The sequence below is a fragment of the Flavobacterium sp. ARAG 55.4 genome, from assembly GCF_051846875.1.
GTDB classification, from domain to species: Bacteria; Bacteroidota; Bacteroidia; order Flavobacteriales; family Flavobacteriaceae; genus Flavobacterium; species Flavobacterium plantiphilum.
The window spans coordinates 56,142-80,059 of record NZ_JBPYCT010000010.1; the positions used below are offsets into that span (position 1 = coordinate 56,142).

Annotated in this window: 24 protein-coding genes; 6 read left to right on the forward strand and 18 right to left on the reverse strand. The window is 32.6% G+C overall.

The genetic code is table 11. From position 1 onward, the window contains the following. Together ACSV4D_RS11950 and ACSV4D_RS11955 are read left to right on the forward strand one after the other, a co-directional pair. Positions 1–2,586 carry a phosphoenolpyruvate carboxylase gene (locus ACSV4D_RS11950; RefSeq protein ID WP_408079311.1) on the forward strand — a complete coding sequence of 862 codons (2,586 nt, stop codon included), beginning with the start codon at positions 1–3 and terminating at the stop codon, positions 2,584–2,586. A gap of 10 nt (positions 2,587–2,596) precedes the next feature. Then, a complete protein-coding gene (locus tag ACSV4D_RS11955) occupies positions 2,597–3,112 on the forward strand; it encodes a DinB family protein (RefSeq protein ID WP_408079750.1) in 516 nt (171 codons plus the stop codon). 1 nt (position 3,113) lies between these two features. Here ACSV4D_RS11955 and ACSV4D_RS11960 read toward each other — a convergent pair whose 3' ends face one another. The 7 genes from ACSV4D_RS11960 to aroB all read right to left on the reverse strand — a co-directional run bounded on the left by ACSV4D_RS11960 (position 3,114) and on the right by aroB (position 10,048). Then, a complete protein-coding gene (locus tag ACSV4D_RS11960; protein WP_408079313.1) occupies positions 3,114–3,590 on the reverse strand; it encodes a DNA-deoxyinosine glycosylase in 477 nt (158 codons plus the stop codon). Positions 3,591–3,594: 4 nt separating this feature from the next. After that, positions 3,595–5,709 (reverse strand): DNA helicase RecQ, encoded by a 2,115-nt coding sequence (gene recQ / locus ACSV4D_RS11965; RefSeq protein WP_439228455.1) that lies wholly within the window; start codon positions 5,707–5,709, stop codon positions 3,595–3,597. A 91-nt stretch (positions 5,710–5,800) separates the two neighbouring features. After that, complete coding sequence (locus tag ACSV4D_RS11970) at positions 5,801–6,199, reverse strand: DNA primase (RefSeq protein WP_439228456.1); 399 nt, start codon at positions 6,197–6,199, stop codon at positions 5,801–5,803. A 10-nt stretch (positions 6,200–6,209) separates the two neighbouring features. After that, positions 6,210–7,181: a deoxyhypusine synthase family protein gene (locus ACSV4D_RS11975; RefSeq protein ID WP_408079319.1), complete on the reverse strand. Its 972-nt coding sequence runs from the start codon at positions 7,179–7,181 to the stop codon at positions 6,210–6,212. Between the two features lie 99 nt (positions 7,182–7,280). Continuing rightward, on the reverse strand, positions 7,281–8,681 hold the full coding sequence (locus ACSV4D_RS11980) for an arginine decarboxylase (RefSeq protein ID WP_439228457.1): 1,401 nt from the start codon (positions 8,679–8,681) through the stop codon (positions 7,281–7,283). 57 nt (positions 8,682–8,738) lie between these two features. Beyond that, positions 8,739–8,918, reverse strand: coding sequence for a hypothetical protein (locus ACSV4D_RS11985; protein ID WP_439228458.1), 180 nt, complete (start codon positions 8,916–8,918; stop codon positions 8,739–8,741). A 59-nt stretch (positions 8,919–8,977) separates the two neighbouring features. Further along, a complete protein-coding gene (gene aroB, locus ACSV4D_RS11990; protein WP_439228459.1) occupies positions 8,978–10,048 on the reverse strand; it encodes a 3-dehydroquinate synthase in 1,071 nt (356 codons plus the stop codon). Positions 10,049–10,137: 89 nt separating this feature from the next. On the opposite strand from aroB, the gene ACSV4D_RS11995 reads away from it, so the two are divergent. Next, entirely contained in the window at positions 10,138–11,307 is a 1,170-nt protein-coding gene (locus ACSV4D_RS11995; protein ID WP_439228460.1) for a proline dehydrogenase family protein, read from the forward strand. Here ACSV4D_RS11995 and ACSV4D_RS12000 read toward each other — a convergent pair whose 3' ends face one another. From ACSV4D_RS12000 to ACSV4D_RS12010, 3 genes are all read right to left on the reverse strand, one after another. Continuing rightward, positions 11,308–11,724: a thiol-disulfide oxidoreductase DCC family protein gene (locus tag ACSV4D_RS12000; RefSeq protein WP_439228461.1), complete on the reverse strand. Its 417-nt coding sequence runs from the start codon at positions 11,722–11,724 to the stop codon at positions 11,308–11,310. A gap of 64 nt (positions 11,725–11,788) precedes the next feature. Then, positions 11,789–12,412: a hypothetical protein gene (locus ACSV4D_RS12005; RefSeq protein ID WP_439228462.1), complete on the reverse strand. Its 624-nt coding sequence runs from the start codon at positions 12,410–12,412 to the stop codon at positions 11,789–11,791. A gap of 94 nt (positions 12,413–12,506) precedes the next feature. Next, positions 12,507–14,672: an endonuclease MutS2 gene (locus ACSV4D_RS12010; RefSeq protein ID WP_439228463.1), complete on the reverse strand. Its 2,166-nt coding sequence runs from the start codon at positions 14,670–14,672 to the stop codon at positions 12,507–12,509. 131 nt (positions 14,673–14,803) lie between these two features. On the opposite strand from ACSV4D_RS12010, the gene ACSV4D_RS12015 reads away from it, so the two are divergent. Then, positions 14,804–15,469, forward strand: a complete 666-nt coding sequence (locus ACSV4D_RS12015; RefSeq protein WP_439228464.1) for a uracil-DNA glycosylase — start codon at positions 14,804–14,806, stop codon at positions 15,467–15,469. Positions 15,470–15,530: 61 nt separating this feature from the next. Here the strand turns inward: ACSV4D_RS12015 and ACSV4D_RS12020 are convergent, their stop codons facing one another. From ACSV4D_RS12020 to ACSV4D_RS12035, 4 genes are all read right to left on the reverse strand, one after another. Then, complete coding sequence (locus ACSV4D_RS12020; protein ID WP_439228465.1) at positions 15,531–15,908, reverse strand: DUF4258 domain-containing protein; 378 nt, start codon at positions 15,906–15,908, stop codon at positions 15,531–15,533. A gap of 37 nt (positions 15,909–15,945) precedes the next feature. Then, positions 15,946–17,145: an alanine dehydrogenase gene (locus ACSV4D_RS12025; RefSeq protein ID WP_439228466.1), complete on the reverse strand. Its 1,200-nt coding sequence runs from the start codon at positions 17,143–17,145 to the stop codon at positions 15,946–15,948. A gap of 212 nt (positions 17,146–17,357) precedes the next feature. Then, positions 17,358–17,765, reverse strand: coding sequence for a tRNA (adenosine(37)-N6)-threonylcarbamoyltransferase complex ATPase subunit type 1 TsaE (tsaE, locus tag ACSV4D_RS12030; RefSeq protein ID WP_439228467.1), 408 nt, complete (start codon positions 17,763–17,765; stop codon positions 17,358–17,360). An 89-nt stretch (positions 17,766–17,854) separates the two neighbouring features. Beyond that, positions 17,855–19,408 carry a response regulator gene (locus ACSV4D_RS12035; RefSeq protein ID WP_439228468.1) on the reverse strand — a complete coding sequence of 518 codons (1,554 nt, stop codon included), beginning with the start codon at positions 19,406–19,408 and terminating at the stop codon, positions 17,855–17,857. A gap of 246 nt (positions 19,409–19,654) precedes the next feature. Between ACSV4D_RS12035 and ACSV4D_RS12040 the strand changes: the two genes are divergently transcribed. Further along, positions 19,655–20,092, forward strand: a complete 438-nt coding sequence (locus ACSV4D_RS12040) for a CBS domain-containing protein (protein ID WP_408079343.1) — start codon at positions 19,655–19,657, stop codon at positions 20,090–20,092. Positions 20,093–20,118: 26 nt separating this feature from the next. After that, a complete protein-coding gene (locus ACSV4D_RS12045; protein WP_408079345.1) occupies positions 20,119–20,307 on the forward strand; it encodes a membrane or secreted protein in 189 nt (62 codons plus the stop codon). A 2-nt stretch (positions 20,308–20,309) separates the two neighbouring features. Here the strand turns inward: ACSV4D_RS12045 and ACSV4D_RS12050 are convergent, their stop codons facing one another. Genes ACSV4D_RS12050 through ACSV4D_RS12065 form a run of 4 tightly spaced genes read right to left on the reverse strand, consistent with a single transcriptional unit; the run spans position 20,310 to position 23,914 of the window. Next, entirely contained in the window at positions 20,310–21,314 is a 1,005-nt protein-coding gene (locus ACSV4D_RS12050) for an FAD:protein FMN transferase (protein ID WP_439228469.1), read from the reverse strand. A gap of 9 nt (positions 21,315–21,323) precedes the next feature. After that, complete coding sequence (nqrF, locus tag ACSV4D_RS12055) at positions 21,324–22,589, reverse strand: NADH:ubiquinone reductase (Na(+)-transporting) subunit F (protein ID WP_439228470.1); 1,266 nt, start codon at positions 22,587–22,589, stop codon at positions 21,324–21,326. Positions 22,590–22,608: 19 nt separating this feature from the next. Further along, entirely contained in the window at positions 22,609–23,223 is a 615-nt protein-coding gene (nqrE, locus tag ACSV4D_RS12060) for an NADH:ubiquinone reductase (Na(+)-transporting) subunit E (protein ID WP_408079351.1), read from the reverse strand. Positions 23,224–23,233: 10 nt separating this feature from the next. Continuing rightward, the gene (locus ACSV4D_RS12065) at positions 23,234–23,914 is read right to left on the reverse strand and encodes an NADH:ubiquinone reductase (Na(+)-transporting) subunit D (RefSeq protein WP_408079353.1); all 681 of its coding nucleotides are present in this window, start codon (positions 23,912–23,914) and stop codon (positions 23,234–23,236) included. Positions 23,915–23,918: the final 4 nt, after the last annotated feature.

Here is a 23,918-nt window from a genome sequence, read left to right on the forward strand (position 1 = left end):
ATGTATACGCTCCCTAAAATAGAACGTTTTAACCAAAACGTACTCTCTAAATACAATATTTACAACAGCGTTTTTATTACTTTACCTTTTGACTCTATAGATAACACAGGTGCTTTATTACCTTTATTCACAGAAGTTTGTGAAACGGGTTTTAAAAAAATGGAAACTCCTAAGGAAATTTTCGAATTTTTCTCCAAAAAATATTTACATACTGACGTAGAAGCAGACAAAATCGATTTGATGTTTCGTTTTATTCAATATATTGAGCGTCAAATTGTATTGTTTGATGCTGTAGAAGATGCTGCATTTCCAATTGTAAATAATATGGAAGGGCGCGGTTCACTTAGAGATGTTAAAGAAAAATCAGATGCAAGAGGAAAAAATGAAGAGTTAGTTGAATTTTTAGAGAATTTCAATGTCAGAACTGTTTTAACAGCGCATCCTACACAATTTTATCCCGGAGCTGTATTAGGTATCATTAATGACCTGACGCAGGCAATTCGTGATAATAATTTACTTCAGATTAAACAGCTTTTAGCGCAGTTAGGGAAAACACCTTTTATTCAAAATGAAAAACCAAATCCTTTTGATGAAGCTGTAAGTTTGATTTGGTATCTTGAAAATGTATTTTATAATACCGCCGGTGATCTGATGCATTATTTGGAAACGAATATTGCTCCAACAGGGAATATTAAAAACCCAATTATCCAGCTTGGTTTCTGGCCGGGAGGTGACAGAGACGGTAATCCGTTTGTAACGACTGATATAACCTTAAAAGTAGCCGATCGTTTAAGAACTTCTATTTTGAAATGCTATTATTTTGAAATGAGAAACTTAAAAAGAAAATTAACTTTTTCAGGAGTAGATGTATTGGTGGCTGAACTGGAAAATAAATTATATCGTTCTGTATTTTACTCAAGAGGAGAAATTTATATTACTTTAGAAGAATTCAAAGCACAATTAAATAAGATCAAGACTATTATTGTCGAGCAGCATCAATCTTTATATGTTAATGAATTAGAAGCTTTATTGATTAAAGTAAATTTATTCGGTTTTCATTTTGCGACCTTAGATATTCGTCAAAACAGCAGAATTCACGATGCCGTATTCAGAGATATTTTTGATTTCTATCAAAATAATGGAGGCGATATTTTTCCTAAAAACTATTACGAATTATCTGAAAATGAAAAATGTAAAGTTTTAACAAGTGTCCTGGGCAATCTGAATCCGGCTGATTTTAAAAACGAAATGACTAAATCTACTATCGAGTCAATTCAGGCTATCAAACAAATTCAGACCAGCAATGGTGAGCTTGGTGCTAACCGCTACATTATCAGTAATAACGAAAATGCGGTGAATGTTTTAGAAGCATACGCTTTATTCAGGTTGAGTAACTGGGAAAATCCTTCAGTTGATATTGTTCCTTTATTTGAATCTGTTGATGATTTACAAAACGCACATCATGTTATGGAGCAATTGTACACTAATCCTGTATATGCAGCTCATCTGGCTGACAGAGGAATGAAGCAGACTATTATGCTTGGTTTCTCTGATGGAACAAAAGATGGAGGATATCTTATGGCTAACTGGAGTATTTATCAGGCTAAAGAACAGCTTACAGCAATGTCCAGAAAATATGGTATCAAAGTAATTTTCTTTGACGGACGTGGTGGGCCGCCTGCACGTGGAGGAGGAAAAACACATAAATTTTATGCTTCTTTAGGTCCGGATATCGAAAACAAAGAAATCCAGGTAACTGTTCAGGGACAAACTATTAGTTCTAATTTCGGAACTTTAGATTCCTGTCGTCATAATTTAGAAAATTTATTGAGTGCCGGAGTCACTAATCAGGTATTTAATAAGGAATTAAATAAGTTTTCTGAAACAGACAAAGAAGTAATGACTCAGTTATCAGAGCTTGGATATAAAAAATACCTGAGTTTTAAAAATCACGACAAGTTTATTCCATATCTGGAAAAAATGAGTACGCTGAAATATTATGCTAAAACTAATATTGGTAGCCGTCCTTCAAAAAGAAGTAAATCTGAAAAACTGGATTTCAAAGATTTAAGAGCAATTCCATTTGTGGGTTCATGGAGTCAATTGAAGCAAAATGTTCCTGGTTTTTATGGAGTAGGATCAGCTTTGAGACATTTTGAAGAGACAAATCAATGGGATAAAGTTCAGGATTTATATAAAAATTCTATGTTCTTTAAAACATTGTTGGAGAACAGTATGATGTCATTAGCAAAATCATTTTTTCCATTAACAGCATATATGAAGAATGATCCTGAATTTGGGGAATTCTGGCAAAATATCTACGATGAGTTTTTAGAAACGAAACGATTATTGTTGAAAATTGCAGGACATAAAGAACTAATGGAGAATTATCCTGACGGAATGGCTTCGATTCAGATACGTGAACGTATTGTATTGCCTTTATTGACAATTCAGCAATATGCTTTATTGAGAATTAATGAACTGAATAAAGAAAGTGTTCCAGATGATAAATTGATTAAGGTATACGAAAAAATCGTAATGCGTTCTTTATTTGGAAACACCAATGCTAGTAGAAACTCAGCTTAATGACAAAATAATGAAGCGAACTGATATTCCGGAAAACGAATATTCTAAATTTAATGCTACTTATATTAACGCAGCAACTGATGGAGATTTACATGAAGACTTAGAAATAAGTCTTCATGATTTTATTCGGTTTGTTCAGGATATTCCAATGGATAAATTTGATTATCGTTATGCTGAAGGCAAATGGACGATTAAAGAAATTATTCAGCATATTATTGATACAGAACGTGTTTTTAGTTACCGTGCTCTTCGGGTTTCCAGAAATGATAAAACACCATTGCCGGGTTTTGATGAAAACGATTTTGCTTCCAATACCAATGCCAATGACAGGCACTTGCAAAGTTTGTTAACAGAATTGTCTATTGTTCGTCAGAGTACTTTAGCACTTTTTAAAAGTTTTTCTGAAGAACAATTAAAACGAATCGGAATCGCTTCAAATGATGAAATTTCAGTGCGTGCTATTGGTTTTATTATCATTGGACATCAAAAACATCATCAAAAAGTTTTTCAGGAAAGATACCTGTAAATTATTCAAAACAAGTTGACCAGATTTTCAGCTTGTTTTCAAAAGACATCGTATTAGCGGGACTTGTAGAAGGCATTACATAATAAGTAATGCCTTTTATTTGCCCAAAACTTTTTACAAAATACCGGTGACTTTCTTTTCCGTTAAAAATAATTTTTCTAATATTTGGAAATTGACTGAAGAGAGTTTGAAAATCATTAGGTTTGTGATTTTTAATATGAATATCTAAACTTCCTTTGCGCTCGCAATTTTCTAAGACATCCCAAATTCCGATTTTATTCTTTTCTAATAGTTTTATTTTTTCTTCGAAATGAACTGAAACGGGTAATTTATCAAAAAGTGTATAGATTATTTTCCAAAAATGATTTCGTGGATGCGCATAATATTCCTGTTTCTCTAAAGAGGCAATTCCGGGCATAGTTCCTAATATTAGGATTTCAGTTTCAGAGTTTACAAAAGGAGGAAAGGAATGAATCATGATTTTAGAGGTTTTCTTCTTCTTTTTCAATTATAGCTAATCCCAGCCTTATTTTTCCATAACTAATTTGTTCTTCAAAATAGTCAAAATAAGGTCTTAGTGCATTTGGGGTTTCTAAAGTTTTTCTTGCTTGTGAAATTTTACTAACTTCTTCTTTTGAAATGAATTGGTGTAAATCAATTAAAGCTCCGTCTGAATATAATTTTGCTAAATGGGACATGATAGTTCCTAAGCCTAATTTTCGTTTTTCAGCAATTTCATCAACAGATAATCCTTCGTTGAATAGCGCCAGTGTTTCTTTATAAGTAGCCGATTCTTTTTTTGTTTTACTCTTTTTATCTTTTTGAAAAGCAATAATAGCTTTGATGAAAGCATCACCATATTTTTCTAATTTCGCTTTTCCTACACCGTCAATAATGATAAATTCTTCTTCACTCATCGGGCGGTTTATTTCCATTTGGCGTAAAGCAGCATCACTAAAAATTACATAAGCGGGAACTTCTTCTTCTTTGGCGATTTCATAACGCAATTTGCGTAAACTTTCAAAAAGAGAATTTGCAATTACCTTTGTTTTAGTTTCTTTATTTTTAACTTTTTCAGTATTTACTTTTTGTAAGGTGTTGAGTTGTACTTTTTCATCTTCAAATAATACTTTTTTAGCTAACGGAGTAAGTTTTATTTTATTTTGCTGATGAAATGCAATTTCGCAATATCCTAAATTAATAAGTTGAATCAGGTATTGATTCCAGTCTTGCCATGAGATTTCGATACCTACACCGTATGTTTTTAAATTCTGATATTCTTTTTCATAAATATAAGCATTTTTAGAACCTCTTAAAAAATCAACAACTACAGCTAATGATTCTGATTCTTTAAGTCTGATAATTGCCGAAAGTGCTTTTTGTGCAATGATAGTTCCATCAAAAAAGGCGGGAGGATTTTTACAAATATCGCAATTACCACAATTTTCGGTTACGATTTCTCCAAAATAGGAAAGCAATATTTTACGTCGACAGCTCAAAGCATCTGCGTATTGTTTCATTCTTTCTAATTTTGCCAGCTGGATTTCAGCATTTTGTCCCTGTGAGGCAAATTTTTGCAACTGAATCAAATCGCCATAACTTTCGAATAAAATAGTTTCTGAAGCTAATCCGTCTCGTCCCGCGCGACCAATTTCCTGATAATAGCCTTCAATATTTTTAGGCAAATTATAATGAATAACCCAGCGCACATTCGATTTATCAATTCCCATCCCAAATGCAATGGTAGCACAAACTACCTGGCATTGATCATTTATGAATTCATCCTGAGTTTTAAAACGAATCTCACTATCTAAACCAGCGTGATAAGACTTAGCTTTGATTCCGATATTACTGAGTTTTTCGGCAAGTTCTTCAGTTGTTTTTCGGCTAAGACAATAAATAATACCGGATTCAGCAGGTTTTAATTCGATAAAATCAATAATTTGTTTCACTCTGTCCAGCGCAGGACGCACTTCCAGACTCAGATTTTTTCTATCAAAAGAAGCTATAAAAGTTTTTGAATTTCTTAAATTTAACTGATTGCTAATATCCTGACGTGTAGCTTTATCGGCAGTTGCAGTTAAAGCTAATATTGGAGTAGAAGGGAAGCGGTTTTTCAGGTAGCCTAAATTAGTATAAGCAGGTCTGAAATCATGTCCCCATGACGAAATGCAATGTGCCTCGTCAATAGCAATGAGGCTGATGGTAACAGCACTAAATGCATTTTCCAGATAGGATAAACTTTCAGGAGCTATATAAACAAGTTTAACTTTATTATTTCTCAGGTTTTCAATATGCAACTGCTGTTCATTATCAGTTTGTGTACTATTGATGAAGCAGGCAGCAATTCCGTTAGCTTTCAGACTGTCTACCTGATCTTTCATTAAAGCAATAAGAGGGGAAATCACAATAGTAATTCCCGGGAATAATAAAGCCGGCAACTGAAAACAAATAGATTTTCCACCACCTGTAGGCATAATTGCTAAAGTATCTGTTCCGTTTAAAACGGTACTTATAATTTCTTCCTGATTAGCTCTGAATTTTTCAAATCCGAAATTTTCTTTAAGAGTATGATGTAGGATTTGAGAAGTAATCATTTTGTACTACTTAATTTGATTGTGTTTTTATGGATAAAAAAAGGAACTCTTTTTTGGAGTTCCTTTTGGTGTATTATACTCTGAAAATTAATTAATCTTCGTCCTCTTCGTCGTCATCCTCTGCGATGTCTTTGTCATCAGCATCTTCATCTTCGTCATCCAGATCCGGTTTGTCTATATTTTCGTCTTCATCATCATCGTCATTAATATCATCATCAAGATCTAAACCTTTAATTGGAGCAATTGGTTCGATTTCATCATCAATATCATCATCTTCATCAAAGTTTTCGATTCTGTCAGCAAGTTTTGTACTTACTTTTACTAAATAAATGGTGTCTTCAGTACGCACTTCTACTGCTTCCACTAATTCGTTTTTAGCATTTTTAAAACGGATGATATCTTCGTCGTCATATCCATCAGGAAATTTTTCAACCAATAAGTTTAAAATTTCATTTGTCAGTTTAGCGTACTCAACAATAACTCTTCTCATAAAAATGGTATTATAAATCTAATAAATAAGCAAAAATTAATGGCGCTACAATAGTAGCATCTGATTCAATGATAAACTTAGGAGTAGTAATATCTAATTTACCCCAAGTGATTTTCTCGTTCGGAACTGCTCCTGAATAAGAACCATAACTGGTTGTAGAATCTGAAATCTGGCAAAAATAACTCCAAAACGGAATATTATGCATTTCCATATCCTGATATAACATTGGTACTACACAAATAGGGAAGTCTCCTGCGATACCACCGCCAATTTGGAAAAATCCAATACCATTATCACTATTTTTTGGATACCAGTCTGCTAAGAAAGTCATGTATTCAATACCTGACTTCATTGTAGACGCTTTTAATTCTCCTTTAATAACATAGGATGCAAAAATATTACCCATAGTGCTGTCTTCCCATCCTGGAACAATAATAGGCAAATTTTTCTCAGCTGCAGCATACATCCAGCTATCTTTTAAGTCAATTTCGTAATACTCTTCAAGAACACCTGAAAGCAGCATTTTGTACATAAACTCATGAGGGAAATAACGCTCTCCTTTATCATCAGCATCTTTCCAGATTTTGTAAATATGTTTTTGCAGTCTACGGAAAGCTTCGTGTTCCGGAATACAGGTATCAGTTACACGGTTCAGTCCTCTTTCTAATAAATCCCATTCATCCTGCGGAGTCAAATCGCGGTAGTGAGGCACCCTTTCATAGTGAGAGTGTGCTACCAGGTTCATGATGTCCTCTTCAAGGTTTGCTCCCGTACAGGAAATAATCTGCACTTTATCCTGACGAATAATTTCAGCGAATATTTTTCCAATTTCTGCTGTACTCATGGCACCAGCCATACTTACCATCATTTTAGCTCCATTGGCCAATTGTTGTTCGTAGGCTTTTGCGGCATCGACTAAAGATGCAGAATTGAAATGTAAATAATGCTTTTCAATAAACTGACTGATCGGTCCTTTACTCATTTTATGGGGTTTAAATATTTTGTAAATTTATAGCTATCTGAATCTAAACTGGCTCAAATATAATGAAATTATAAATCTACTAATTGTGTGTTTTGTTAATTATTTTTTATTGTAACCTAAAATTTTTAATACATCCTCAGAGGTTTGTTGTTCTGAAAAAACTTCTGTTGCTAATATACCATTTTCATCCCGGTCTATTAAGATATGTTTGGGCTGCGGAATCAAACAGTGGTGTAAACCGCCGTATCCGCCTATGGTTTCCTGATAAGCTCCGGTATTAAAAAAACCGATATAAAGTGGTTTTTCTTTGTTGTATTTAGGTAAATAAATAGCATTCATGTTTTGTTCTGAGTTGTAATAATCATCACTGTCACAAGTCAGACCTCCTAATAACACCCTTTCATAAGTATCATTCCAGCGGTTTACTGCTAACATAATAAAACGCTTGTTTATTGCCCAGGTATCCGGTAAGGTGGTAATGAATGAAGAGTCAATCATGTTCCACTTTTCTCTGTCATTTTGTTGTTTTTGATATAAAATCTGATAAATGGCGCCACCGCTTTCTCCTACTGTAAAGGAACCAAATTCTGTAAAGATATTTGGAACATCTACTTCTGCTTCGTCACAGGCAATTTTTATCTGATTAATGATTTCATCAATCATATATTGATAATCGTATTCAAATGCAAGCGAGTTTTTGATAGGAAAACCACCTCCAATATTTAGACCGTCTAAAGAAGGGCATTCTTTTTTTAAGGCAATATATACTTTGATACATTTTACCAACTCGTTCCAGTAGTAAGCAGTATCGTTTATTCCTGTATTGATAAAAAAGTGAAGCATTTTTAATTCAAGATTGCTATTTTCCTGAATTTGCTTTTTATAGAAATTAACAATGTTTTTATAACCAATTCCTAATCTGGAAGTATAAAACTCAAATTTAGGTTCTTCCTCGGCAGCAATACGGATTCCAATTTTGAATTTTCCTTTAATTTCCGCCTGAAGTAAATCTAATTCTTCGTAGTTATCAATAATAGGAATAGTATTTTCATGACCATTATTGATTAAACGGGCAATATTACTGATGTATTCGTCTCTTTTAAAACCATTACAAATGACATAAGTGCTTTTATTGATTTTGCCGTTTTCTAATAAATTTTCAACTATATTAATGTCAAAAGCAGAGGAAGTTTCAACGTGAATATTGTTCTTGAACGCTTCGTTCATGATAAATTCAAAATGAGAACTTTTAGTACAATAACAATAATAGTACTTTGCCTCATATTTGTTTTTTTCCATCGATTTACGAAACCAGCTTTTGGCTTTGTTGATGTTGTTGGAAATTTGTGGCAAATAAGTAAATTTTAATGGCGTACCATATTTTTCAACCAGTTTCATCAAATCGATATTGTGAAACAGCAGATTGTCTTTATTGAGTTTAAATTCTTCCTGAGGAAAATAGTATGATTGATTTATTAAGTCAGAATATTTTGTATTCATTGAATTTTAGGATTTTATTTTTTTTTTATAGCTTAATGTACTAAATTAATCTATAATTCAAACCCTAATATTGGCATAAATAATTTGCAGCTTTTCGTTTTCTACTTTTAAATACTGAAAAGTATCAAAATTAAAGCGCCCTATAACTAAGTTCAAACGCTTCAATATTCTTAAAAAAGAACTATTGTTAACGCTTTGATTTTTGTTATAATTTCTTTGTTTTTGATCTCTTTTCATTGCGGCAAATGTAAAAAATAAAATATAAGTGATGCAATCCTTTTTTATAAAAAAAACAGCTAAGATTTATAATCTTCAAAAGCTTCAAGAATTAATTCATTCTCAACTGCTTGATTAATTTTTATCTTTCCAATTCCTTCGATTAAGGCAAACTGAATGCTTCCGTACTCATTTTTTTTATCATGAATCAGCAATTCCAGAATCGGTTCTATGTCTGCTTCTTCAAAAATAATATCTTCGTAAATTGATTTTAATACGCTTTTAATTTGTGTATATTCTTCTTTAGAAATCAAATCTTTCTTTAATGAAATATAACTTTCCAAAATCATTCCCACAGCAATTGCTTCTCCGTGAAGCAGGGTTGTTTTGCTTTGGCTTTCCAAAAAATACCCTTCAATTGCATGTCCTAAAGTATGCCCAAAATTCAATGCTTTTCGAATGTTTTTCTCAGTAGGATCCTGCTTTACAATTTCATTTTTAATTTCTACTGATCTGAAAATTAATTGATCTAACGCTTCAAAATCAATAGTAGAAATATCTAAAAACTCTTCCCAGTATTTTTTATCATAAATCAAACCGTGTTTCAGCATTTCGGCAAGACCGGAACGCATTTCGTTTTGAGGAACGGTTTCTAAATATTGAGTATCAATAATAACCATTCCGGGAACATTAATTACACCAATCTGATTTTTTAAATTTCCTAAATCCACTCCGTTTTTTCCACCTACCGAAGCATCCACCATTGAAAGTAAAGTTGTAGGGATATGGATAAAATCAACACCGCGTTTGAATGTTGAAGCAACAAAACCACCCAAATCTGTAACAACTCCGCCTCCCAGATTGATAACAAGACTTTTTCGGTCTCCTCCAAGTTCTGTTAGTACTTTCCAGATTTCAACGCAGGTTTCAATGTTTTTATTTTCTTCTCCGGCCTCAAATTCAACAATTTCAACATTTAAATCCGTTTCGATATAAGGTAATAATTTTGGCAGGCAAAATTCGTTGGTGTTGCTGTCTACAATTACAAAAATATTAGAATATTTATTTTTAGTAAGGTGAATGTTTAATTCCTCATATCCTTTTTCGTTGAAATAAACATTATAGTTATTGGCTTGAATTGTTTGTGTCATCATTAATTAATTTGAAATGCAAAATAAGGTAATTTCCAGTAATTAATATTCATAACTCTGGCTATATTTGTTTTAAATAGTAAAAAAAGATGAAAAAGATATTTGAAAATACCCAAATCGCTTTTGCTTTAAAAAGCAATAATCAATTACAGTTATCGTATTTTCTTTTTAAAGTAATGAATTTTAAACTATTGGTTCAGTTAGGTACAAAAATCCTTTTACTGACTTTAAAATTACATTTACCGGTTCAGAATATAATCAGGAAAACAATATTCAGTCAATTTTGTGGCGGTGTAAATGAAGAAGATTGTCTGAAAGTAGTTGATACCTTGTTTACTAAAGAGGTTTCTTCAGTTTTAGATTATGCTGTCGAAGGGAAAATAAATGAAGAGGAGTTTAATATTGCTTTTTCAAAAACGCTTAAAATTATTGAATTTGCTAAAGAACGCCAGGCCATTCCGTTTGCCGTTTTTAAACCTACAAGTTTTGGGCGCATTAGTTTGTATGAAAAAATAACCGCTAAAAAGATACTAAGAGATACAGAGCAGGAAGAATGGAATAGGGTAGTGAACCGTTTTGATTTAGTTTGCCAGGCAGCTCATCAAAAAGAAGTTCCCGTTTTGATTGATGCCGAAGAATCCTGGATGCAAACCGCTGCCGACAGTTTAGTTATTGAAATGATGCGTAAATACAATACCGAAAAAGTGATTGTTTATAATACGTTACAAATGTATCGTTATGATCGGATGGAATATTTGAAAAAAATCCATCAGGAAGCTAAGCAAGGAGCATTTTATATTGGAATAAAATTAGTCCGCGGTGCTTATATGGAAAAAGAAAATGAACGTGCTCAGGAAAATAATTATCCATCGCCAATTTGTGCCAGTAAGTCAGAAACCGACGAAAATTATAATACTGCTTTACAGTATATTACTGAAAATTTAGAGTTTTTTTCTCTTTTTGCAGGAACACATAACGAAATCAGTACTTATTATTTAATGGAATTAATGCAGAAAAAAAACATAGCAGCTAATGATTTCAGAATCTGGTTTGGTCAATTGTATGGGATGAGTGATACAATTAGTTTTAATTTGGCAGCCAATGGTTATAATGTGGCTAAATATATTCCTTTTGGTCCGGTGAAAGAAGTGATTCCGTATTTAATTCGGCGTGCACAGGAAAATACAGCCGTTGCAGGACAAACCAGCCGGGAATTAGAAATGATAAAAAAAGAACGTAGCCGAAGAAAACAAGAATAACTATTCTAAAAATTTAGCTCTTAACTCAGGAGTAGGGATCATACACTGTTCTTTCTTGCCGTACCATCTGTATCGGTTTTTAGCAATATAATCATAAATAATATCATTTATCTTTTTTGGAAAAACGTTCAAAACTGCTAGAAATCCATAGAAGCCGCCTAATTCAGAAGCTATTTTCAAAGCTGCTTCTGATTTATGATAATAAGCAATTCCGGGTTCATACAGAATTATACTATCATTCTTTTTTTGGTCTACACCAATATGACTGCAAATTTTCTGACCCAAATCAGATTGCAGAGCCACAAACCGGAAAATATCTTTTTGATCTCTTTTAATGATAAATTGTACCGCTGAATCACAAAGATTGCAAACGCCATCAAAGAGAATTATTTTTTTATTTTTGGGTAGGTTTTGCATTTTGTGGTTATTGCGAGGGACAAAGCAATCTCAGGAAGTTTGATATCCCATTATTAATATCAAATTATTTTATATAAATTTCTGACTTAGGTTTAGATTCTAAAACAATTTCCATATTTGTATCTTTTACTTTAAAGATCTTAGATTTAAATCCATCTAAATAAAATACCAAAATATCATTTTCACAAGCGCTTAATGAATAATTTCCATTCGAATCAGCTTTAAAAGATTCTTTTCTGTTCAAATTGGAGATAAAAACATTTGGAATTATTTTCTTATCTACATCATAAACTACTCCTGATATTCTTTGTTGTTTTGAATTGTCGTTATGTAGACCATAGAAAATTTTAAATTTTTCAAGAGTATTAATGTTTTGATCTTTCAATGTTAAAAATAGCACTCCATTTTTTCCTTTTTCGCCATAAATATTATAATCTTTATCTTTTAGAACGGAAATATCTTTTATATCAGTAGGATTAATAATACTTAATACAGTAGTGTCGTTTCCCCAAATGAAACCATTTATTAATAATAATGGATTTTCAGATTTTTCATTAAAAAAAATATATAATTCCTGTGCTATTGATTTTTTTAAACCATCACTGTTTGTTGAATCTTGATTTTGCGCATGAACTGCAAAAACATTTGCAAAGAAAACAATTAGTAATATTGGTGTAATATTTTTCATTTTCAGGTTAATTAGAATCATAAATATAAAGAAAAATCTTAATTAACTAATAAAAATATGATTGCTTCGTGCTAAACAATGAACTTACTGCACACTATTTCTTCACCGCTTCCACCAAATCCAATTCATCCAAGCTCACCTTAGAAGTAAAAAGGCCATAATTGACAACCGCTTTGTTTTTCTCAATTTTATCAATACTTCCCACGGCTTTTCCGTCTAACATTCGCACGCGGTCGCCTACCTTTAAAATAGGTTTTGGTTTTTCAATAACAGGTTTTAGTTTTTTTTCTTTCTTTTCCTTTCGTATTTCTTCCACCTGAACTTTTACCTCCTCAATGATTTCTTTTTTCTTAGCTACAATTGCCTTTGTTTCTTTTGGTGTAGCTTTTTTACGTTTTGAATTTTCAATTTCTACAATCTTCAAAAATTCTCCAATGAGTTCTTTTTTGTTTTTATTATTGAAATATTTCTCTGCTATATCTTCTATTTTCTGACCAATGTAAATTGTTTTCTGATTACTGTCATACAATTCCTGATAACTTTCCAGTTTTTGCTTTATTTTGACGTTGATATTTTCCATTTTTTTACCTTCTTCACGCGCTCTGGTTTCTTCTTCTTTCAGGTTTTGAGAAGTTTTTTCCAGTTTGGAACGTTCTTTTTGCAGGGTGGCAATGGTTTTGTCAAAACGTACTTTACCTACTTCGATTTTCTTTTTGGCACGATTAATTAAACCAAACGGAATCCCGTTTTTCTGTGCTACTTCAAAGGTAAAGGAACTTCCGGCTTGTCCTAAAGCCAGTTTGTACATGGGTTCTAATGATTTTTCATCAAACATCATATTCGCATTGGTAGCAAAAGGCAATTCGTTAGCCAGAATTTTCAAATTGGAATAATGCGTTGTGATAATTCCAAAAGCTTCTCTGTGATAGAATTCTTCTAAGAAAATTTCAGCCAGAGCACCACCTAATTCCGGATCGGATCCGGTACCAAATTCGTCAATTAAAAACATGGTTTTTTGATTGCATTTCTTCAGGAAATAGTTCATGTTTTTTAATCGGTAACTGTAGGTACTTAGATGATTTTCAATGGATTGATTATCTCCTATATCTGTTAATATTCTGTCGAATAAAAAGGTTTCCGAACGTTCGTGAACCGGAATCAACATTCCCGATTGCAACATCAATTGGAGTAAACCGACTGTTTTTAACGAAATAGTTTTTCCTCCTGCATTAGGACCTGAAATTACAATAATTCGGTTTTCCTGTTTTAGTTCAATAGTCTGCGGATAAGTAATTTCCTTTTTTTGTTTGTTTGTTAAATACAAAATAGGGTGAAAAGCATCTCTAAAATACAAACGACGTTCCTCAGTTATGGCAGGTAAAATTCCGTTGATTCTTTCGGCATATTTCGCTTTGGCAGCAATGACATCTATATCACTCAAAAAATCCTGATACTCTTTTAATAAAGGCAGATACGGACGGATAGCATTCGATAATTGCTTTAAAATACGGGTGATTTCTTCTTTTTCCTCATATTCTAAATTGCTCAGTTCTCTGGAATATTTAAGCGTCATTTCGGGCTCGATATAAGCAATACTTCCTGTTTTAGAACTTCCTAAAATAGTTCCTCTTACTTTTCGGCGGTACATAGATAATACGGCAAGAACACGACGGTTTTGAACAAAACTTTCTTTAATATCATCCAGATAACCCAAACCGTTATATTGTGTTAAAGCAATCCCAAAGCTCTGATTGACTTTCCCTCGGACCAGATTCATATTTCTGCGTATATCGGATAAAACAGGGGAGGCATTATCTTTAATTTCGCCATATTTATCCACTACAACATCAATCTGTGAAATAATTTCTTTAGTAAGTTCCACACGCGAAGCACGGGCATTTATATTGGGGTAATAATCATCAAATTTCTTAAGAAAATTTAATAAAAAGTTTACTGTTGAAGACAATGTGGCAATTTTTCTAAAACTACCCACTTCCAGAAAACTGTCTTCAATGGCTAAAAATTTTATTTCGTGTGTTATCGCATCAAATCCGTGATTGGGAATTGCATTATTATTCTGAAAAGAAGAAACATACTCTGAAGTTTGCAGCAAAGCCTGCATCAAAGTTTCTTTATCTCTGAACGGAGTAATTTGTAGAGCTTTATCTTTTCCTATTTCGGTGTTACAGATATCTGAAATCGTTTCCAAAATTGTTGGAAACTGTAAGTCCTGTAAAGTTTTTTCGGTAATACTAATCATTTAATTTCTTTAAGAAAGTCTCGCAAAAGTACAAAAAATACCAGCATTCATTACGGTAAGTATCTTTCTAATTTTTATCTAAAGTAAATATGAATTGATTAAAAAAATTCTGAAATTCGCAAAAAAAAGATATGGATGTAAAAATGCATGATTCCTGGAAGACTGTTTTAAATGAAGAATTTGAAAAAATATATTTCAAAGAATTAATTGATTTTGTTAAATCCGAATATATGACAAAAATCTGTTATCCTAAAGGGAGTCAGATATTTTCAGCTTTTAATCATTGTCATTTTGATCAGGTTAAAGTGGTAATTATTGGTCAGGATCCTTACCATGGTCCGCATCAGGCAAATGGTTTATGTTTTTCTGTAAATGACGGGATTCCGTTTCCGCCTTCATTGCAAAATATTTTCAGAGAAATTTGTACCGATTTAAATGTGTCCATGCCAGCATCCGGAAATTTAGAACGCTGGGCAGATCAGGGTGTTTTTCTTTTAAATGCGACATTAACTGTCAGACAATCAGAAGCAGGAAGTCATCAGGGAAAAGGCTGGGAAAAATTTACGGATGCCGTAATTAAAAAAATTTCGGAAGAATCAGAAAATGTAGTGTTTTTACTTTGGGGCGGTTTTGCACAGAAAAAAGCTGCTTTGATTGACGCATCCAAACATCATATTTTAAAATCAGGGCATCCTTCCCCTTTGAGCGCTAACAGAGGTTTTTGGTTTGGAAATAAACATTTCAGTAAAACAAACGAGTATCTAAAAGCAAACAACAAGCCTGAAATCAATTGGTAAAAAAAAGCCACTTAAATTCCGTAGAAGAAACTTAAATGGCTCATTTGTATCGTAAAAGAACTTATTTTTTTATAATATTTACAAGAATAGCTTTGTCTGACTGATTTTTTACAGTCAGAATAATTTCAATATTCTGAGCCGTTTTCCCTTCAATAACATACAGTTTGGTATTTTTTCCAAATTCGGTATCACTTTTATCGAAATCTACATCTCCAAATTCCAAAGAGTTTTTGATATCAGTTGTGTCAATCCATTTTTCTGCTAAAATCTGAGAAGCTTTTTCAGAATATTCAAAAGGTTTATTTCTGATATCATTTAAAACACGGGCATTGGGAAAATAATTGCAGCGGGTATCTTTTCCGCTAAAAACCAGAGCTACAAAAAAGCAGCCTAAAACCAACCCAACTAAATAATAAGAAAAACGATATGCAAACTTCATGAAGTGTTTTTTTTTGCAAAGGTAATTGAAAGTTTGCTTAAAACACAATTAAATTAATATCGTTGTTAGGTAAATCAAACCAGTCTCCGATGGCTCTGTTAGTAAGGATTCCGTGATAGGTATAAATTCCGTTTTTCAGACCTTTATCACAACGAATAGCGCTTTCGATTCCGCCATCTTCAGCAATTTTTAACAAATAGGGAGTGATAATATTACTAATAGAAAGTGAAGCTGTCTTTGAATAACGAGAAGGGATATTAGGAACACAATAATGTAAAATATTATTTTTTATAAAAGTCGGTTTTTCATGAGTAGTAACTTCAGAAGTTTCAAAACAACCGCCGGTATCAATACTTACATCTACAATTACAGCGCCTTTTTTCATATGTTCCACCATAGTTTCAGTAACTACAATAGGGCAGCGTTCTATGCCACGCATGGCTCCAATGGCTACATCACAGCGTCTTAAGGCCTTCATCAAAGCTTTTGGCTGAATAGTAGAAGTAAAAATTCGCTGGCTTAAACTATTTTGCAGTCTTCTTAATTTGGTAATAGAATTATCAAACACTTTTACATTAGCCCCTAAACCAATAGCTGTTTTTGTTGCAAATTCTCCCGCTGTTCCGGCACCCAAAATGACTACTTCTGTAGGAGGAACACCTGTTATGTTACCAAATAAAAGTCCTTTTCCAAAAGTATTGGCAATCATCAGTTCGGCTGCAATTAATATAGATGCTGTACCTGCAATTTCACTCAAAGACTTAACAATAGGATAGGTTTCATCGACGTCTTTAATATATTCAAAAGCAAGTGCAGTTATTTTTTTCTTGCTTAAAGCTTCGAAATATTCTCTTCTCTTCGTTTTTAATTGAATTGCCGAAATGAGAATCGCCTGATTGTTCATCATGTTGATTTCGGCAACAGTAGGTGGTTCAACCTTTAAAATCATAGGACAACCAAAAACTTTTTGAGTATCCTGAGTGACTTCGGCACCTGCCTCAGAATATTCTTTATCGGAATAACTGGCATTTTCTCCTGCACCTGATTCAATCATTACACGATGACCGTGACATACTAAAGAACTCACAGCATCAGGAGTTAAACAAATGCGGCGTTCCTGATAGCTGGTCTCTTTAGGAATACCTATAAATAGTTCCCCTTTTTTTCGGGCTACTTCCAGTTTTTCTTCCTGAGGTAATAACTGTTGTTTTGTAAATGGCGTTATTGATATTGACATCGTTTTTTGTACTATTAAAAAGTAAAATTACGCAAAAAGATTAAAAAAATAAGCTTTATAATTTTATAAAAGGCTGAAAAGGCTCATTTATTAACATAGATGAAAAAACAAACTTATTTTATATTATAAATTAAGAAGTAATTTCGGAATAAGCTTTAAATTTTAAAACACAAATCATTATTAATCAACAGGTAATATTTTTAATTTACAGTTTAATTTAATTTTAAAAGTCTTTTATTGTCAGGAAGCACTTCTATGGTAATTGTTGAATATTTTTCAGGCAGAAGATTAACAATATTTTCGGCCCACTCAATAAAGCACCAATGTCCGGAATACAAATAATCATCTATTCCCATATCTAAAGCTTCTGTTTCTTTTTTTAAACGATAAAAATCAAAATGATAAACAATCTGATTATCTGTAGTTTCATATTCGTTAACTAAAGAAAAAGTTGGACTGCTTGTTGCTCCGGTCACACCCAGAGTTTTACATAGTTGTTTAATAAAAGTAGTTTTTCCGGCTCCCATTTCACCGTTAAAAAGCAATACTTTATTAGGTTTCGCAGCCACAATTAATTCGGCAACATTTTGTATTTCTTCTAATGAAAAAGTGATTTCCATATTTTAGTAATTAGTGAATAGTCATTAGTAATTAGCTATTTGTGAATTATTAAAAAGCTAACTAATCACTATTCACTAGTGACTAATTACTACTTCGGATTAAATATCAAACAGGGAATAATCATTTCTTCCAGAGAAATCCCTCCGTGCTGATAGGTATTTTTATAATAACTCACATAATGATTGTAATTATTGACATATGCCAGAAACAAATCATTTTTTGCAAAAATATAAGAACTACTCATATTTATAGCAGGTAAACCAATTTTTTTTGGGTCTTTTACAGCATATACGTCTTTATTTTCATAAGTAAGACTTCGGCCTGTTTTGTAGCGTAAATTGAGACTGGTATTTTTATCGCCCACAACCTTTGATGGATTTTTTACATTTATGGTTCCGTGATCAGTAGTTAAAATTAATTTGAATCCTAATTTTTGAGCCTGTTGGATAATTTCTAATAAAGGAGAATTTTTGAACCAGCTCAAAGTAAGGGAACGATAAGCTTTATCATCCGGAGCTAGTTCTTTTACAACATCCATTTCAGTTTTAGCATGTGAAAGCATGTCTACAAAATTATAGACAATGGTAACCAGATCGTTTTCTTTCAGTGCCCTGAAATTCTCTACGAGTTTTTTACCCGATGCCATATTGGTAATCTTGAAATAATCTTCTTTAATGTTTAATCCCAAACGCTTTAACTGAGCGGAAAGAAATTCGGCTTCAAATAGATTTTTTCCACCTTCATCAGGATCATTTTTCCACAAATCAGGATGTTTTTTTTCCATATCTGCCGGTAGCAAACCAGAGAAAATAGCATTTCTTGCATATTGCGTAGCGGTAGGCAGAATAGAGTAGTAGGGTACTTCTTTTTCCAGTTTGTAATAATCTGCCACGACACTTTCAAATGCTTTCCATTGATCGTAACGTAAATTATCAATAACTACAAATAAAACAGGTTTCTCTTTTTTCTTTAGTTCAGGAACTACTAATTCTTTAAATAAGGTATGAGACTGAATCGGTTTGTCTGCTTTGGGTAAAAACCATTCTTCATAATTGCGTTCAATAAATTTTCCGAACTGTGAATTGGCTTCCACTTTTTGGGATTCCAGAATTTCAATCATACTCTGATCATTGATATCTTCAAGTTGTAATTCCCAGAATAATAATTTTTTATATAATTCTATCCAGTCTTCAAAACTATTTACCATTCCTAATTCCATTGCTATTTTACGGAATTCTTTCTGATAATCCAGAGTGGTTTTTTGCGAAATCAGTTTTGAATGATCTAAATTCTTTTTCAGACTCAGTAATATCTGATTAGGATTGACCGGCTTAATAAGATAATCAGCAATTTTAGCCCCGATAGCTTCCTCCATGATATATTCTTCTTCACTTTTAGTGATCATAATCATTGGGATAGCACTCTTTTTTTCTTTCATTTCGGATAAAGTTTCTAATCCGCTCATTCCGGGCATATTTTCGTCTAAGAAAACAATATCAAAATTTTCATTTTCAAATATTTCAATAGCATCAAGACCATTATTAGAGGTCGTGACTTCGTAATTTTTTTTCTCTAAAAAAAGAATGTGAGGTTTCAAATATTCAATTTCATCATCCACCCAAAGTATTTTTATCTTGTCCATATATGTTTAAATAATAATCTATTATAATAGTTACTCAACAACGTTTAAAAAAGCTGTTCATTGTGCAAATTACAGATTTTATATAAGCTGAGTTCCTAATATTATGATAAAATTTCTTTCTAAAAGAGGAGAGCTCAATGCTTTATTTTACACGAATAACCTAATACTAATTAAAAAATTAATACAATTTTATAACTATATGCATTATTTTTTCTTAAATTTATAAATAACATAAAATCATCTATTATGACTGTAAATCAAATATTAGGCGTAAAAGGGAATGAAGTTCATTCCATACTTTCTACCATTACAGTTTATGAAGCATTGCGGATTATGGGAGAAAGAAATATTGGTGCTGTTTTAGTTATTGAAGATAATATTTTGAAAGGCATTTTATCAGAGCGGGATTATGCCAGAAAGATTGTTTTGAAAAATAAAACATCAAGAGAAACGTTTGTTCATGAAATTATGGATACTGAAATCATTAGCGTTAAACCCGATGATGATATAAATTATTGTATGGATTTAATTACTAATAAAAGAGTCAGACATCTGCCGGTAGTATCAGAAACGGAAGTGATTGGTATTGTTTCTATTGGTGATGTGGTAAAATCTATTATTGAATTACAACAAAACACCATTCATCATCTTGATTCTTATATTCATGGAACTAAAGCGGAATAGAATATATTATAATTAGAAATTTCATTATGGTAACAATCATTCTATCAGTTTTTCTTTTAGCTGTGGGAATTGCCGGAATTGCAATCAAACTATTAGTTAAAAAAAACGGACGATTCTCAGGTACCTGCAGTAGCAATAATCCTTTAATACAAAGTGAAGAAGGAGAGGTATGCAGTATTTGTGGCGCTAAACCACAGGAAAAGTGCAAATCTTAAGTCTAAGATACTGTTTTGATGCGCTTCATCAAACCGGGAGAAATATAGGTTTTCCATTTTCCTTTTTCATCATATATAAAGAAAACTTCCAAATTTAATTCTTTGTTTTTTTCTACAAAATCAATTGATTTCTGTAAACCCATTACCATAAAAGCAGTTGCATAAGCATCCGCAGTTATGGCATCATTGGCAATGACGGTAGTGCTTAGCAAATTATGTTTAGCCGGATACCCTGTTTTAGGATTTATAATATGTGAAAATTTTTGATTGCCTTCTCTGTAAAATTTCCGGTAATTACCTGAGGTAGCAAGTGCGCGGTTGCCTAAATTAACAATGGCCTGTAGTTTTCTGTCTGATGCATTTTCTTCGTCAGGCTGCTCAATGCCCACTTTCCATTCTTCTTTTATTTTTTTTCCGTTTGATTTTATTTCGCCTCCTAATTCAACTAAATAATGTGTTATTCCTTTTTTTTGAAAAAAATCGGCTAATACATCCACTGAATATCCTTGTGCTATAGCATTAAAATCAATTTTAATTTCCGGTTTTTCTTTTACTATTTTGCTGTGCTGAAGGCTTAGCATTTTATAATTGACCAATGGCAACAGACTATCAAGCTTTCTTTTATTTAAGGTCTTTTTTGTGGCCGGACCAAACCCCCATGCATTTATTAAAGGACCTACGGTAATATCAAAATCACCTTTTGTTTTATCAGACACTTCGACTGCTTTATTAAAAACTGTTCTGAAATAATCATCAATAATTACATCCTTTTCATTATTATTTATCCGCGAAATGATTGAATTTGGAATCCATGCAGACATAGACCTATCAATATCAGCTAATAAAGAATCGATTTGTTTTTTGGAAACGATTTTATCTTTAGAAACATAGCTTATATGGTAACTGGTTCCCTGTGCGTTTCCCTGAAGAAAAAAAATGGCTTCTTTTTTTGCGCAGGCAGCAACGAATATTGCTGTTATGAAAATAATGAATACGTTTTTTATCATATAATTGTTTTAACTTCCAAAATCATCAAAAGCAATATTTTCCTGCGGAACTCCTAAATCGTCCAGCATTTTAAATACTGCAGCATTCATTAGTGGCGGACCGCAAACATAGTATTCGATGTCTTCCGGAGCTTCATGTTCTTTTAAATAATTGTCAAATAATACATTGTGAATAAAACCGGTATATCCTTTCCAATTGTCTTCAGGCAATGGTTCAGAAAGCGCGATATTATATTCAAAATTATCAAAATCTTTTTCAATATTTCTAAAATCTTCGGTATAAAATACTTCTTTTAAAGATCTTCCTCCGTACCAAAAACTCACTTTCCGGTCTTTTTCTTTTAACGTATGAAACAAATGAAATAAATGAGAACGTAAAGGAGCCATTCCGGCTCCTCCGCCTATATAAATCATTTCTCTTTGTGTGTCCTTAATGTGGAAATCACCAAAAGGCCCAGCTATACTAACTTTATCACCCGGTTTTAAAGAAAATACATAAGATGATGAAACTCCGGGATAAACCTTCATAAATCCACCTGCTTTTCTATCAAAAGGGGGAGTAGCTAATCGGATATTAAGCATAATTATATTGCCTTCCGCAGGATGATTAGCCATAGAATAGGCTCTGAAAACAGCTTCCGGATTTTTAACTTTTAAATCCCAAACTTTAAATTTATCATAATCTGATTTAAAACGGTCATCTATCTTATATAAATCATTTTTAAAATCCAGTTCAAATTCAGGAACATCAAGCTGGATATAACTTCCGGGTTCAAAATCTAAAAAATCGCCTTCAGGTAATTTTACTATTAATTCTTTGATATAAGTTGCTACATTGTCATTAGAAACCACTTCGCATTCCCATTTCTTAATTCCCATTACACTTTTAGGAATTACAATTTCCATATCCTGTTTTACTTTTACCTGACAGCCTAATCTCCAGTTGTTTTGTTGCTCTTTTCTGGAAAAATAAGGAGTTTCTGTTGGTAAAATTGCGCCACCGCCGGACAGTACCTGACATTTACATAAACCGCAGGTACCACCACCTCCACAGGCTGATGGTAAAAATATTTTTTTATTGGATAAAGTAGAAAGCAGTGATGAACCCGCTTCTGTTTTTAATTCTTCTTCTTCGTTTATAGTGATATTGACTAATCCGGAAGGAGTCAGCTTGGATTTAGTATACAGAATTATATATACAAGAATAGCATTGAAGAGTAAAAATACAATTACACTACAAATGATTGTTATGCCATCAAAATCTGATATATTCATTTTAATTAGTTTAGATGTTTTATAATGAAATCCCCATAAAACTCATAAAAGCAATTGCCATCAAACCGGTTAAGATAAACGTGATTCCTAAGCCTCTTAAAGGTCCGGGAACATTAGAATACCTCAATTTTTCACGTATTGCAGACAAAGCAACTATCGCTAAAAACCATCCTACACCAGATCCCAGAGCAAAAGCGCTTACTTCTCCTAAGTTGGCATATTCTCTTTCCTGCATGAATAATGCCCCACCGAGAATAGAACAATTTACAGCAATCAGAGGTAAAAATATTCCCAAAGAGGTGTATAATGCCGGTGCAAATTTTTCAACAATCATCTCTACCAATTGTACAATAGAAGCTATTGTTGCAATGAACATGATAAAACTTAAAAAGCTCAGATCTACAGTTGAAAAATCAGCAGACAGCCATTGTAAAGCACCGGCTTTCAAAACATATTTTTCCAAAAGATAACATACAGGAACAGAAACAAACAATACAAAGGTTACTGCAAGCCCCAGTCCTACAGCACTTTTTACTGTTTTAGAAATGGCTAAATAAGAACACATGCCTAAAAAATAAGCAAATATCATGTTCTCGATAAAAATTCCTTTTATAAAAATATTGACGTATTCCATGATGAAATATTTATTTTGATTCTATTAGTTTTTGATTTCGGCTTCTTTGAATCCAAATAAGGATACCCACAATAATAAGTGCCATGGGCGGCATGATAGCCAGACTGTTGTTAAAATACCCAGATTCATAAAAAGAATCAGGTACAACCCGATAGCCTAATAATTCTCCGGATCCAAAAAATTCACGTAACATAGAAACAATAATCAGGATTATACCGTATCCAAAACCGTTTCCGATGCCGTCTAAAAATGAAGCCCAGGGTTTATTAGACATAGCAAAAGCTTCTAGCCTTCCCATAATAATACAATTAGTTATAATCAATCCTACAAAAACCGATAGTTGCTTACTGACATCGAATAAAAAAGCTTTCAGAAACTGGTCTACTAAAATTACCATGGTAGCAACTACTGTTAACTGAACAATAATCCGTATGCGATTGGGAATAATATTTCGAATAAAAGAAATAATAACATTTGAAAACGCACAAACAACAACTACAGCAACAGCCATTACAATTGATGGTTTCATTTTTACTGTAACTGCTAATGCCGAACAAATACCCAATACCTGAACAGTAATAGGATTATTGTCATTCAGCGGATCATATAAAAGACGTTTGTTTTTAGCTGAAAACAAAGGCTCTTTTGATTTTTTCTTTTTGGCAGGAACTGCGATAGTTTCTTTACTCATATCC

Coding starts and splice junctions, on each gene's coding strand:
- ACSV4D_RS12065 (WP_408079353.1), bottom strand. CDS start 23,914: ATGAGTAAAGAAACTATCGCAGTTCCTGCCAAAAAGAAAAAATCAAAA.
- ACSV4D_RS12000 (WP_439228461.1), bottom strand. CDS start 11,724: ATGCAAAACCTACCCAAAAATAAAAAAATAATTCTCTTTGATGGCGTT.
- aroB (WP_439228459.1), bottom strand. CDS start 10,048: ATGACACAAACAATTCAAGCCAATAACTATAATGTTTATTTCAACGAA.
- ACSV4D_RS11985 (WP_439228458.1), bottom strand. CDS start 8,918: ATGAAAAGAGATCAAAAACAAAGAAATTATAACAAAAATCAAAGCGTT.
- ACSV4D_RS12005 (WP_439228462.1), bottom strand. CDS start 12,412: ATGAAAAATATTACACCAATATTACTAATTGTTTTCTTTGCAAATGTT.
- ACSV4D_RS12050 (WP_439228469.1), bottom strand. CDS start 21,314: ATGATAAAAAACGTATTCATTATTTTCATAACAGCAATATTCGTTGCT.
- ACSV4D_RS11995 (WP_439228460.1), top strand. CDS start 10,138: ATGAAAAAGATATTTGAAAATACCCAAATCGCTTTTGCTTTAAAAAGC.
- ACSV4D_RS12015 (WP_439228464.1), top strand. CDS start 14,804: ATGGATGTAAAAATGCATGATTCCTGGAAGACTGTTTTAAATGAAGAA.
- ACSV4D_RS11955 (WP_408079750.1), top strand. CDS start 2,597: ATGAAGCGAACTGATATTCCGGAAAACGAATATTCTAAATTTAATGCT.
- ACSV4D_RS11970 (WP_439228456.1), bottom strand. CDS start 6,199: ATGAGAAGAGTTATTGTTGAGTACGCTAAACTGACAAATGAAATTTTA.
- ACSV4D_RS11975 (WP_408079319.1), bottom strand. CDS start 7,181: ATGAGTAAAGGACCGATCAGTCAGTTTATTGAAAAGCATTATTTACAT.
- nqrF (WP_439228470.1), bottom strand. CDS start 22,589: ATGAATATATCAGATTTTGATGGCATAACAATCATTTGTAGTGTAATT.
- ACSV4D_RS12010 (WP_439228463.1), bottom strand. CDS start 14,672: ATGATTAGTATTACCGAAAAAACTTTACAGGACTTACAGTTTCCAACA.
- tsaE (WP_439228467.1), bottom strand. CDS start 17,765: ATGGAAATCACTTTTTCATTAGAAGAAATACAAAATGTTGCCGAATTA.
- ACSV4D_RS12040 (WP_408079343.1), top strand. CDS start 19,655: ATGACTGTAAATCAAATATTAGGCGTAAAAGGGAATGAAGTTCATTCC.
- ACSV4D_RS11960 (WP_408079313.1), bottom strand. CDS start 3,590: ATGATTCATTCCTTTCCTCCTTTTGTAAACTCTGAAACTGAAATCCTA.
- ACSV4D_RS12020 (WP_439228465.1), bottom strand. CDS start 15,908: ATGAAGTTTGCATATCGTTTTTCTTATTATTTAGTTGGGTTGGTTTTA.
- recQ (WP_439228455.1), bottom strand. CDS start 5,709: ATGATTACTTCTCAAATCCTACATCATACTCTTAAAGAAAATTTCGGA.
- ACSV4D_RS11950 (WP_408079311.1), top strand. CDS start 1: ATGTATACGCTCCCTAAAATAGAACGTTTTAACCAAAACGTACTCTCT.
- ACSV4D_RS12045 (WP_408079345.1), top strand. CDS start 20,119: ATGGTAACAATCATTCTATCAGTTTTTCTTTTAGCTGTGGGAATTGCC.
- nqrE (WP_408079351.1), bottom strand. CDS start 23,223: ATGGAATACGTCAATATTTTTATAAAAGGAATTTTTATCGAGAACATG.
- ACSV4D_RS12035 (WP_439228468.1), bottom strand. CDS start 19,408: ATGGACAAGATAAAAATACTTTGGGTGGATGATGAAATTGAATATTTG.
- ACSV4D_RS12025 (WP_439228466.1), bottom strand. CDS start 17,145: ATGTCAATATCAATAACGCCATTTACAAAACAACAGTTATTACCTCAG.
- ACSV4D_RS11980 (WP_439228457.1), bottom strand. CDS start 8,681: ATGAATACAAAATATTCTGACTTAATAAATCAATCATACTATTTTCCT.